Origin of the sequence: Corynebacterium ciconiae DSM 44920, from assembly GCF_030440575.1 — a bacterium.
Taxonomy (GTDB): domain Bacteria; phylum Actinomycetota; class Actinomycetes; order Mycobacteriales; family Mycobacteriaceae; genus Corynebacterium; species Corynebacterium ciconiae.
Genome location: NZ_CP047189.1, coordinates 1917283 through 1929603, shown reverse-complemented (window position 1 = coordinate 1929603; position 12321 = coordinate 1917283). Strand labels below are relative to the sequence as shown.

6 protein-coding genes and 3 rRNA genes are annotated in these 12321 nt (G+C 57.2%); 5 read left to right on the top strand and 4 right to left on the bottom strand.

Translation table 11 applies throughout. The features are described 5' to 3' along the window. Positions 1-221: 221 nt before the first annotated feature. The 4 genes from CCICO_RS08455 (at position 222) to rrf (ending at position 7576) form a co-directional block, all read left to right on the top strand. Complete coding sequence (locus tag CCICO_RS08455) at positions 222-1787, top strand: SDR family oxidoreductase (protein ID WP_026161534.1); 1566 nt, start codon at positions 222-224, stop codon at positions 1785-1787. 635 nt (positions 1788-2422) lie between these two features. Continuing rightward, positions 2423-3950, top strand: a 16S ribosomal RNA gene (locus CCICO_RS08450). Positions 3951-4277: 327 nt separating this feature from the next. Continuing rightward, positions 4278-7373, top strand: a 23S ribosomal RNA gene (locus CCICO_RS08445). 86 nt (positions 7374-7459) lie between these two features. Further along, positions 7460-7576: ribosomal RNA gene (gene rrf, locus CCICO_RS08440) — 5S ribosomal RNA — on the top strand. Together the 16S, 23S and 5S rRNA genes form the textbook arrangement of a ribosomal RNA operon. A gap of 208 nt (positions 7577-7784) precedes the next feature. Here rrf and CCICO_RS08435 read toward each other — a convergent pair. The 3 genes from CCICO_RS08435 to CCICO_RS08425 all read right to left on the bottom strand — a co-directional run bounded on the left by CCICO_RS08435 (position 7785) and on the right by CCICO_RS08425 (position 10211). Continuing rightward, positions 7785-8258, bottom strand: coding sequence for an SRPBCC family protein (locus tag CCICO_RS08435; protein WP_018019353.1), 474 nt, complete (start codon positions 8256-8258; stop codon positions 7785-7787). A 104-nt stretch (positions 8259-8362) separates the two neighbouring features. Next, positions 8363-9550 carry an aminotransferase class I/II-fold pyridoxal phosphate-dependent enzyme gene (locus tag CCICO_RS08430; RefSeq protein WP_018019352.1) on the bottom strand — a complete coding sequence of 396 codons (1188 nt, stop codon included), beginning with the start codon at positions 9548-9550 and terminating at the stop codon, positions 8363-8365. A gap of 16 nt (positions 9551-9566) precedes the next feature. Next, positions 9567-10211 carry a DUF3239 domain-containing protein gene (locus CCICO_RS08425; RefSeq protein WP_026161389.1) on the bottom strand — a complete coding sequence of 215 codons (645 nt, stop codon included), beginning with the start codon at positions 10209-10211 and terminating at the stop codon, positions 9567-9569. Between the two features lie 173 nt (positions 10212-10384). On the opposite strand from CCICO_RS08425, the gene CCICO_RS08420 reads away from it, so the two are divergent. Next, positions 10385-10576, top strand: a complete 192-nt coding sequence (locus CCICO_RS08420; protein ID WP_018019350.1) for a hypothetical protein — start codon at positions 10385-10387, stop codon at positions 10574-10576. A 148-nt stretch (positions 10577-10724) separates the two neighbouring features. On the opposite strand, the gene CCICO_RS08415 is transcribed toward CCICO_RS08420, so the two are convergent. Beyond that, positions 10725-12017: a YkvI family membrane protein gene (locus CCICO_RS08415; RefSeq protein WP_244263981.1), complete on the bottom strand. Its 1293-nt coding sequence runs from the start codon at positions 12015-12017 to the stop codon at positions 10725-10727. Between the last annotated feature and the right edge of the window lie 304 nt (positions 12018-12321).

Sequence of the window (12321 nt, the reverse complement as noted above, 5' to 3'; positions counted from 1 at the left end):
CCTGCCTAAGTTAGGGCCTAACGCTAGCAAAGAGTGGCCTGGCTCTCACAGTATGGTCGCAGTGGATGGGGGAGATTAGCGTCTTGTGCGAAGCGCTCACCGCGAGGGTGGCGGCCAGCGCTGTCTCCGGCACCCTAGGTCTACGCTCTCGCCTTGGAGTGGGTGCGGAAATGCTGGAGAAGCTGCGGCGATAGTCCCCACTGCTTGGTAGGGTGGCGCCCATGAGCTACAAACCGACGTCCGTGATTAACCACTCCGCGACACACTCCGGAAGGCGGGTACTGGTAACGGGGGCTACCGGATACGTAGGTGGCCGTCTCGTGCCGGAGCTTCTCGCTGCCGGTTTTACTGTGCGTGCCACCTCCCGCAGCAAAGACAGCTTGGCTCGCTTCGACTGGTACGACAGCGTGGAAGCCGCCGAGGTGGATTTGCAAGACGAGGACAGTGTGCGTGCCGCCTGCGAGGACGTAGACGTGCTGTTTTATCTCGTGCACTCCATGGGCGGCGATGACCAAGACTTCGAAGAAGTCGAAAAGACCGTGGCCACCGCGGTGGCGAACGCCGCTAGCGACGCTGGGGTAAGCCAGATCGTCTATCTTTCGGGACTGCACCCGCACGATGTGCCCATGGAGGAGCTCTCCAAGCACATGCGCTCCCGTGAACGGGTGGCGCAAATTCTGTTGGATTCACCCACCCCAGCGATTGTTTACCGCGCCGCCACCCTCATTGGCTCCGGATCGGCCTCCTTCGAAATCATCCGCCACCTGGTAGAACGCCTACCCGTGATGATTGCCCCGGCGTGGATCACGAACAAGATCGAGCCGATCTCCATCCGAGACACCCTCTACTACCTCGTGCGTGCCGCGGATCTGGATGAACCGGCCAATAGGGGATATGACATTGGCTGTGGAAAGACTTACGAGTTCGCCGATCTGCTCCGTCGCTATGCGGCCGTGCGTGGACTCAAGCGCTGGATCACCGGGGTGCCACTGCCATTGCCCATGGACAAACTCTCCGGCATGTGGATCGGCTTGGTCACTCCAGTGCCCACGGGGCTGGCGATCCCGCTCGCCCAGTCCATGCAGGAAGACGCCGTCACCGCCGAGCACGATATTGCCGACATCATCCCCGATCCGAAGGCTGGCCTCAGCGATTACGACACCGCTGTGCGCAGGGCCATCGAAAAAGACACCGATGGCGGCGTAGAAACCTCGTGGGATAGCAGTTGGGAGCTATCTTCCGTTCCCGCCGCCTCCGAGGAAGGCGACCCAGCCGCCTCGCGGCCGAATGATCCAGAATGGGCGGGTTCCGATGTTTACCGCGATGTTCGCGTGCGCCGCACCCCTGTGGACATCGAACACGTCTGGCCGGTGTTGGAGGGAATCGGCGGCAGCACCGGCTGGTACTCTGCGCCTATCCTCTGGCAGATCCGCGGACTCATGGACAAGCTCGTCGGTGGGCCTGGGCTCGGCGGCCGGCGCGACCCCCGCCACCTGAAACTCAACGATCGTGTCGACTGGTGGCGAGTAGAGGAGATCGATCGCCCGCACCGACTCGTCCTGCGTGCCGAAATGAAGATCTCCGGCAAGGCATGGCTGGTTTTGGAGCTTGACGACGTCACGGACGAGGAAGGAAACCGTACCGAATACACCCAAACTGCCCTCTATCAACCCAAAGGACTTCTGGGTCGGGCCTATTGGTGGGCCGTGTATCCCTTCCACTTCTTCATCTTCCCGCTCATGACCCGCAATATTCTCAAAGAAGCCCAGGCCCTGTCCGAGCGCTAAGAGTGAGTACGGCCCCACGGTGAAACTCACAGGGCACGTTCACGTCCTGTTCATCGTGGGAGGTGGACACCAAGGCGATCACGCCCCGCCAAGACCCACTCGTATGCAGTTAACGATTCATGGTGTCTGAAGTGTGGTGTTTTTTGGGGTGTGTGCTGGGGGTTTGTGTGGTTGGGGTGGGTGTGTGTAGGTTTATGTCTCGTCGCTGAGGCGGCCGCGAGATGGATTAGGGTCTTGACTTTGGTTGGGGCTGTGGTTTAGGATCGTGTTTCGCTGCTGTTTACTGATGGCTTGTTGGTTGTTGGTGGATGGTGTGCGTGTGTTGTTTGAGAACTCGATAGTGTGCCAGCTTTGTTTTGTTGATGTGTGCTGCATGTTTGTGTGGTGTGCGTGTTGGTTGTGTGTGGATCAGGTGCCCTTGTGATTGGGGTTTGTTTGGTCGCATGTGATTTGATGCGTGTGCTGTATTTTTTGTGCAGTGTGTGTTGATGATTTTTTGGGGGTGGGTTTTCCTCGTCGGATTCTGCCCCTTTTTTTGTTTTTTGTTTTTTTGCTAGTGTATTGGGCTTTTCATGTAAGCTTGTATGCTTTTTACTGATTCGGCTGCCGCGTTTTGTGGTGGTTGTTTTTGGTTTTTTGTGGAGAGTTTGATCCTGGCTCAGGACGAACGCTGGCGGCGTGCTTAACACATGCAAGTCGAACGGAAAGGCCCCAGCTTGCTGGGGTACTCGAGTGGCGAACGGGTGAGTAACACGTGGGTGATCTGCCTTGGACTCTGGGATAAGCTTGGGAAACTGGGTCTAATACCGGATAGGACCATCGTTTAGTGTCGGTGGTGGAAAGATTTTTTTGGTTCAAGATGAGCTCGCGGCCTATCAGCTTGTTGGTGGGGTAATGGCCTACCAAGGCGTCGACGGGTAGCCGGCCTGAGAGGGTGATCGGCCACATTGGGACTGAGACACGGCCCAGACTCCTACGGGAGGCAGCAGTGGGGAATATTGCACAATGGGCGCAAGCCTGATGCAGCGACGCCGCGTGGGGGATGAAGGCCTTCGGGTTGTAAACTCCTTTCGGTACCGACGAAGCCTTTTGGTGACGGTAGGTATAGAAGAAGCACCGGCTAACTACGTGCCAGCAGCCGCGGTAATACGTAGGGTGCGAGCGTTGTCCGGAATTACTGGGCGTAAAGAGCTCGTAGGTGGTTTGTCGCGTCGTCTGTGAAATCCCGGGGCTTAACTTCGGGCGTGCAGGCGATACGGGCATTACTTGAGTGCTGTAGGGGTAACTGGAATTCCTGGTGTAGCGGTGAAATGCGCAGATATCAGGAGGAACACCGATGGCGAAGGCAGGTTACTGGGCAGTTACTGACGCTGAGGAGCGAAAGCATGGGTAGCGAACAGGATTAGATACCCTGGTAGTCCATGCTGTAAACGGTGGGCGCTAGGTGTGGGGACTTTTCATGGTTTCTGTGCCGTAGCTAACGCATTAAGCGCCCCGCCTGGGGAGTACGGCCGCAAGGCTAAAACTCAAAGGAATTGACGGGGGCCCGCACAAGCGGCGGAGCATGTGGATTAATTCGATGCAACGCGAAGAACCTTACCTGGGCTTGACATGGACAGGATCGGCGCAGAGATGTGTTTTCCTTTTTGGCTTGTTCACAGGTGGTGCATGGTTGTCGTCAGCTCGTGTCGTGAGATGTTGGGTTAAGTCCCGCAACGAGCGCAACCCTTGTCTTATGTTGCCAGCACGTGATGGTGGGGACTCATGAGAGACTGCCGGGGTTAACTCGGAGGAAGGTGGGGATGACGTCAAATCATCATGCCCCTTATGTCCAGGGCTTCACACATGCTACAATGGTTGATACAACGCGATGCGAGCCTGTGAGGGTGAGCGGATCGCTTGAAAGTCAGTCTTAGTTCGGATTGGGGTCTGCAACTCGACCCCATGAAGTCGGAGTCGCTAGTAATCGCAGATCAGCAATGCTGCGGTGAATACGTTCCCGGGCCTTGTACACACCGCCCGTCACGTCATGAAAGTTGATAACACCCGAAGCCCATGGCCCAAGCCCTTTGTGGTGGGGAGTGGTCGAAGGTGGGATTGGCGATTGGGACGAAGTCGTAACAAGGTAGCCGTACCGGAAGGTGCGGCTGGATCACCTCCTTTCTAAGGAGCTTATTTAAGTGTCATGGTTGTTGTGACACGGCTTGTATTTTTTTAAAAAAATTTCCTGTATGGAACACGCATGATTGTTTATGGCGCGTGTGCTGCGTGGATGTGTGGTTGACGAGCATGTTGATGAAACGTTTGTGAAGCTGGTGCATTGTTGGGTGTCTGAGGCAACATGGTTGTCTTGTTTGTTTGGGCACACTGGCTGACTTCTGCTGCTTTGTGGTGGTGGGGTTGGTGGTGTGTGTGTTGTTTGAGAACTGTATAGTGGACGCGAGCAATTTTATTGTGTTTGTTCTTAGTGTTTTTTGATTGTTTGTGTGTCTGTTTTTTATTTAGGGCGCACGGTGGATGCCTGGGCATCGTCAAGCCGATGAAGGACGTGGAAGGCCGCGATAGTCCTCGGGGAGTTGTCAATCGAGCGTTGATCCGAGGGTGTCCGAATGGGGAAACCTAGCGCATGCTGCTGTGGTGGTGTGTGTTTCCTTGTGGTGAATGTATAGCCGCATAGGGGGTGTACGCGGGGAAGTGAAACATCTCAGTACCCGTAGGAGAAGAAAACAAGAGTGATTCTGTGAGTAGTGGCGAACGAAAGCGGATGATGGCTAAAAGTCATGCGTGTGATACTCGGCAGGGGTTGCGTGTGGCTGGTTGTGGGGCATGTGTGTTGGTGATACTGCCGTGTCATCTCGATTGTTGGTGTGTGTGAGGCGAAGTGGTGTGGGATCACCTACCGTAGACGGTGAGAGTCCGGTAGCCGAACGCATGTGCTGATGGTTGTGTGCGTGTTCCCGAGTAGCAGCGGGCTCGTGGAATCTGCTGTGAATCTGCCGGGACCACCCGGTAAGCCTGAATACTTGGCGTGACCGATAGTGTATTTAGTACCGTGAGGGAATGGTGAAAAGTACCCCGGGAGGGGAGTGAAATAGTACCTGAAACCGTGTGTCTACAATCCGTCAGAGCACCCGTGGTGGTGTGATGGCGTGCCTTTTGAAGAATGAGCCTGCGAGTCAGCGGCATGTCGCGAGGTTAACCCGTGTTGTGGGGTAGTCGTAGCGAAAGCGAATACTAACTAGTGTGTTTAGTGGCGTGTCCTGGACCCGAAGCGGAGTGATCTACCCATGGCCAGTGTGAAGCAGCTGTAAGAGGTTGTGGAGGCGCGAACCCACTTAGGTTGAAAACTGAGGGGATGAGTTGTGGGTAGGGGTGAAAGGCTAATCAAACTCCGTGATAGCTGGTTCTCCCCGAAATGCATTTAGGTGCAGCGTTGCGTGTTTCTTTGCGGGGGTAGAGCTACTGGTTGGTTGAGCGGGACTATCATCTTAGCAACATCAGCCAAACTCCGAATACCGTGAATGTTATAGCGTGGCAGTGAGACTGCGGGGGATAAGCTTCGTAGTCGAGAGGGAAACAGCCCAGATCGTCGGTTAAGGCCCCTAAGAGTGTACTAAGTGGAAAAGGATGTGGGATCGCGAAGACAGCCAGGAGGTTGGCTTAGAAGCAGCCATCCTTGAAAGAGTGCGTAATAGCTCACTGGTCGAGTGGTTCTGCGCCGACAATGTAGTGGGGCTGAAGTACACCGCCGAAACCACGACAGCAACACCGTGTGTGTTGTTGGGTAGGGGAGCGTCGTGCACGACGGTGAAGCCATAGCGGAAGCAGTGGTGGAGTGTGTGCGAGTGAGAATGCAGGCATGAGTAGCGAATGCAAGGTGAGAATCCTTGCCGCCGGATGATCAAGGGTTCCTGGGTCAAGCTCGTCTTCCCAGGGTGAGTCGGGTCCTAAGGCGAGGCCGACAGGCGTAGTCGATGGCAAACGGGTTGATATTCCCGTACCCGGTTGTATGCGACCAATGATGATGCAGTGATACTAACCACCCTGAATCATATGTCACATGCCTTGTGGTGTGTGGTGTGTGAGGATGCGTGGGGCCTGATCTGTCGTAGTCAAGTGATGGAGTGACACAGAGTGGTAGCCACGCCAACCGTTGGTTGTGTTGGTGTAAACGCGCAGCCCGTGGCCTAGGTAAATCCGGGCCGCTTTTAAGGGTGAGGCGTGATACGTACCCACTTGGTGGGGATGGTGGTGATCCTGCGCTGTCGAGAAAAGCTTCTAGCGATGTATATAACCGGCCCGTACCCCAAACCGACACAGGTGATCGAGTAGAGAATACTAAGGCGAGCGGGTGAACTGTAGTTAAGGAACTCGGCAAAATACCCCCGTAACTTCGGGAGAAGGGGGACCCTACCCTGTCACTGTGTGGCGGGGTGGTGGTCGCAGAGTCTAGAGGGAAGCGACTGTTTACTAAAAACATAGGTCTGTGCGAAAACGTGGAAGTTGATGTATACGGACTGACGCCTGCCCGGTGCTGGAAGGTTAAGAGGACCTGTTAGACCCTTACGGGGTCGAAGCGGAGAATTTAAGCCCCAGTAAACGGCGGTGGTAACTATAACCATCCTAAGGTAGCGAAATTCCTTGTCGGGTAAGTTCCGACCTGCACGAATGGCGTAACGACTTCCCTGCTGTCTCAACTACAGGCCCGGTGAAATTGCATTACGAGTAAAGATGCTCGTTACGCGCGGCAGGACGAAAAGACCCCGGGACCTTCACTACAACTTGGTATTGGTGTTCGGGTCGGTTTGTGTAGCATAGGTGGGAGACGTGGAAGCATTAACGCTAGTTGGTGTGGAGTCGCACGGTGAAATACCACTCTGACCGATTCGGATATCTCAACCTTGGCCCATGATCTGGGTTAGGGACAGTGCCTGGTGGGTAGTTTAACTGGGGCGGTTGCCTCCCAAAAAGTAACGGAGGCGCCCAAAGGTTCCCTCAGCCTGGTTGGCAATCAGGTGTTGAGTGTAAGTGCACAAGGGAGCTTAACTGTGAGACAGACATGTCGATCAGATACGAAAGTAGGGACTAGTGATCCGGCACCTCATCGTGGATTGGGTGTCGCTCAACGGATAAAAGGTACCCCGGGGATAACAGGCTGATCTTCCCCAAGAGTCCATATCGACGGGATGGTTTGGCACCTCGATGTCGGCTCGTCGCATCCTGGGGCTGGAGTAGGTCCCAAGGGTTGGGCTGTTCGCCCATTAAAGCGGCACGCGAGCTGGGTTTAGAACGTCGTGAGACAGTTCGGTCTCTATCCGCCGCGCGCGTTGAAACTTGAGAAAAGCTGTCCTTAGTACGAGAGGACCGGGACGGACGTACCTCTAGTGTGCCAGTTGTTCCACCAGGAGCACGGCTGGTTAGCTACGTACGGACAGGATAACCGCTGAAAGCATCTAAGCGGGAAGCCCCTTTCAAGACCAGGTTTCTTTTGAGGTACCCCACAGACTATGGGGTTGATAGGCCAGAACTGGACGCACAGTAATGTGTTCGAGGTGACTGGTACTAACCTACCAACAAAAAACACACCACAAACCAAAAAACCAAACGCTATAAGCCGCACGCGTCCACTACACAGTATCTGAAACAACACACCCAAACACACCTATAGATGTGTCGGTGGTTATAGCATCGGGGACACGCCCGGTCCCATTCCGAACCCGGAAGCTAAGCCCGACAGCGCTGATGGTACTGCACCCGGGAGGGTGTGGGAGAGTAAGTCACCGCCGACCTAAAACTACACAACACAGAGAGAAGGCACACCCCACCCGGTGCGCCTTCTCTCTTTTTTAATACCTATAGACCGTGCTAATCCTGCGGGCTATTCAGGCCACGGCCACGCCCCCGACACAGCCATAGAAATACCGTCTCAAGCCACTGCAAACAGCGGCTCGAGACGGTCTTTGTTCGCGACTCTCAACGAGTCCTAGGAGCAGATGCCTAGGAGGATTCGGCGATACGCTTAATGGCTTCGAGAGTGGCGGGAATACCCTCTAGTGCGGCATCGCGGCGCTCAGCGATCTGTGCCTGCCAGTCCTCGCCATACTTGTCCTTGAAGAAGTCCAGACCCTTGTCGGTCACTTCCCACGTTTCGGTGAGGCGAGTGCCCTCGCCCTCAGGGGAGAGGATGAAGCCCCACGTGACCACTTCGCCGTTGACGGCCCACTCGAAGTGGCGGTCGGGCTCATAGGCGGTGACAAGGCTGCGGGTCTTCCAGGTGCGATCGGGGGTCTCGTTGAGGCCCTTAAACCATGCGCCCTTCTGGTGCTTGTCATTCTCATCTTCCCACCAGCAGTGGCGGCAGATCGGCGACCACTCGCCGGTGCGTTCAATCGATGTGACCAACGCGAACAGCTCACTGGGGGTGGCCTCAACATAAATGTCTTGGGTACTACGTAGCTCAGAAAGGTTCATGCCTCCCCAGCGTAGCGATCTCCCGCCACCCTGTGGGGTGGGGGAGCTAGCGCCAACCGCCGAGAAGGCATGAAAAGGGCTATAAGGAAAAGAAGGCTTCGGCTCTAGGCGAAAGCCTGACGTAGACGACGGGCAGCCTCGTCAAGGGATTCCTCTGACTTGGAGAAGGCAAAACGCACCAGAGTAGCGCAGCGCGAGGGATCATCGCAGAACGCAGCGACTGGGATGGCAGCCACCCCAGCGATCTCGGGCAGACGCATACAGAACTCGATGCCGTCCTTGAAGCCCTTCGAGGCGACGTCGACAAGCAAGAAATAGGTGCCTTGGGAGTCGTAGACTTTAAAGCCGATCTCACTGAGAACAGCGCGCAGGTGGTCTTTGCGTTCCTCGAGCCCGCGCACCATGTCGGCGATCCAGTCCTGCTCATTGTTGAGCGCGTAGGCGATCGCAGGCTGGGTCGGGGTGGTGCCCACGAAGCTGAGGTATTGCTTGGCGCGTGCCACGGCGTTGAGCAACGGCGGCTCGGCGATCGCCCAGCCTGTCTTCCAGCCTGTGACGCACAAGGTTTTCGCTGCAGAGGAGATGCTGATGGTGCGTTCGCGCATTCCTGGCAGGGTGGCGATGGGGGTGTGGTGACCGTCGAAGATAAGGTGCTCGTAGACCTCATCGGCGATCACCCACAAGTCGTTGGCGATGCTGATCTCAGCCAGGGCGCTGAGCCCAGAGGCGCTGAAGACGCTACCGCTCGGGTTGTGGGGGTTATTCACAATGATCGCCACCGTCTTGTCGGTGACGGCTGCGGCGAGTGCCTCGGCGTCGATGTCCCAGTGGCCGGTCTCGGAATCGAAGGAGAGGGGCACGGCCACGCGGGTGGCGTCGGCGAGCGCAATGGAGGCGGCGTAGGCGTCGTAGTAGGGCTCGAACACGATTACCTCTTGGCCGGGCTCGACCAAGCCCATGACGCTGGCGGCAATGGCCTCGGTGGCTCCGACGGTGACCAACACGTTATCGGCGGTGAGAGCCATCCCGTAGCGCTCGTTGCGTTCCTTAGCGATAGCCTCGCGCAGCTCGGCTACACCGCGCGGCGGGGCGTATTGGTTATCGCCCGCGGTGATGTGCTCGCAGGCGATCCGCAGCATGGACTCGGGCCCGGAGTGATCCGGGTAGCCCTGGCCGAGGTTGATCGCATCGTAGCGGGCGGCCGCGGCCGTCATGGTGTCGAAGATGGATTCATTAAAGGGAACCATCCGGGCGATGCCTGGGTCATGAGAGAAAGTGGGGGTGTCGTTCATAAACGTTTGTGTATTCCTAGAGTTCTAAAAGATTGAAAGGGGTTGCCAGCACGTCATCCACCTTGCCGATATGTTGCTGCAGCCGGCGCCAGCGCTTGGTGTCGATGGCCTCGATGGCATCGCGCACCACGTCGGGATCGGGTGTGCCCCAGGCGATGGGCATGGGGGAGATCTCGTCCCAGTGGTCTTGATCGCGCACACTGCGGCGGCCGGAAACAGCGACCGCGGGGACGCGTTCACCCACGGTGCGGTTGTGGCCTTCCAGGCGGGTGACGGTGCGCGCCGCGAGGGCCCACACCGGTTTCGCGGCAGGATTGACGCTGGTGTTGACCAGCGCCAGAATCACCATGTCGCGTGGGTTGACTTGGGCGATCACGGCGGGCACAAGCTCGTAGCGGTCATAGAGATCCTGGGCAGTGCCCACCTGCTTATCCAGCACGGGGATGAGGATCAGGCTGATCAGACCGATCACCGCGAAGGCGATAGCCGCGTAGAACGACCACGCGGCCTGGTTGCTGAGCAACACCACGCCAATCGCTAGGCCGAAGAAGATCAGCCCGAACAACAGCGCGGAGAGTTTGAGCCTGCGCGCATCGCGGAACATTTCATTATGTTCCTTGTTATAAGGGCCATCGACGGTGAATGAAAATGTCTGCGGCATAGAACAAGCATAAAGGACGCCCGCAGGTGAGACAGCATCCGCATCACAGCGTGCGGCCTTGAGCCGCGGCTTACCCCGACCGGACCGAGGAATGGGTGCTCATCGATGTATTTTACTACCCGCGTCGGGTACAATCATGGGCACAGTAATTGTCTATTTGAAAGAATGGCGTCATGGCTAATGTAGAGAAGAAGGGCTACGTTGATCCGGGCTGGCCGGACGTAGCGCCCGGTGAGCACCCTGTAACTGACCTCATCTCGGAATATGACGGCGCAAATAGCCCGTGGGGTAATGACTTTGTCTTCCCCGTTCCTTACGAGGAGACCGGCTACGTTCACCCCTACACGCGCATCAATCGCCCCTAGCGTCTCTTTCTCCCGCACCCCGCCGCACAGGTTATGTTCCTTGCGCCGGCGGGGTGTGTTTTTGTGCTTTCTACGCCAACACCCCGAGTCCCGCCGCACATGGCGGGGAGCTCGGGGTGTTGCTGTTAACGCAGGCGCTTATCGACGCTTACTTGGTGCCTTCCTCCGCAGAGGAGGACTGAGAAGCTGTGGCCTCGTCGAGCTCTGAGGGGTCATCGAGTTCATCGCGGACCTCTTCGGTGATGGACTCCAGCAGTTCATCGTCTTCGATGTTGGAGCTGGCGATCTCACGGCGCATCTCCGCGGCCTCCTCGCGGGAATAGGAGCGGTTGGGATCGAATCGCATGGCCATCAATTCGCGAATACGGATGCGGCGCTCGGTTTCGCCCTTGATCATGTTGCGGCCACGCCACCACGCCACGATGAGCACCACGATCAGTGCCACGCCGATGTAGCCGAGCGAGGGGTAAACATAGGCCACCAGTTGGCGGAAGCCGATGAAGGAGAGCACGAAGCCCACGCCGACGAGGATGAACAGCCACTTGCGGAATTTGCTCTGGTCACCCTTGGCGAAGCGCTTGGCCAAAGCGTAGAACATGCCGATCGCGGTGTTGAAGATCATGATGTAGATGACCAGCGCCATGGCGGTGCCCAGGGTGGGGTTGATCTCCTGGACGATGGCGAGAGTCGGCATGTCCTCGTCTTTGACCACCATGATGTAGGAGAACAAGGCGACGGTGCAGAGGGTGAGCAGGATGCCGTAGATGGTGCCGCCGGCTAGACCACCGATGGCGGAGGAACGGGGATCCACGTTGTCGCCACCCATGACGATCGCCATGGAGATAGCCACCATGAGACAGAAGCCCACATAGTTCATGGAGGAGATGAACCAGTTCGGCAGGCTGGTGGGCAGATCGTGGGCGACCGGCTCGAGAGTGGACAGCGTCTCACCGGAGTGCATCATGGCGTAGATGCAGGCGCCGGCCAAAAACACGATGATCACTGGGGTGGCAGCACCCATCACATTGGACACCTTGCCCACATCCAGCATTCCGGCGGCGAGCACCATGACCACCATGATCACAGCACCCACCCACACGTCGAGCCCGAATTCCTGCTGTAGGTTCGAGCCGGCGCCGGCGAACATCACGAAGCCCACGGAGAACAGCGTGATGGAGACAGCGATGTCGAGGATCTTCGACATCCACGGGAAGGTCACCTTCTCCAGCACGGAAAGGTGCTCATCGGCTTGGAAATAGGATCCCAGCTGCAGGCAGATCATGCCGGTTAGGGCCATGAGCACACCGGCGATCACGGCGCCGAGAACACCCCAGCGGCCGAATGCCACGAAGTACTGCAGCATTTCTTGACCCGATGCGAAGCCGGCGCCAACGATGAGGCCGACGAAGGCCATGGTGATACTGATTGATCGTTTTAACACAACGATTGTCCTCTAGTTCTCTAGACTGCGTCCTAGGTTCACACCGCTGAGCGCAGGGGCCCATCCCACTCGGCGGGCAGCGGGTGTGAGTCGAGCGTGTACTGAGGTGAGTTTATCGAACGCTGCGTTTTATATCACCTTGGCCACATCTGTGTCTCAGGCACACGTGGGGTGATCGGGGGCACCCAGCAGGCCTCATCTGTCCGCTGAAGCGGGCATGAACAAAGGGCCCCACCCATCCCTATGCGGGATGAGGTGAGACCCTTTGCTGCGAAACCCTGTGTGGTCCTAGAGCCCGTGCCCC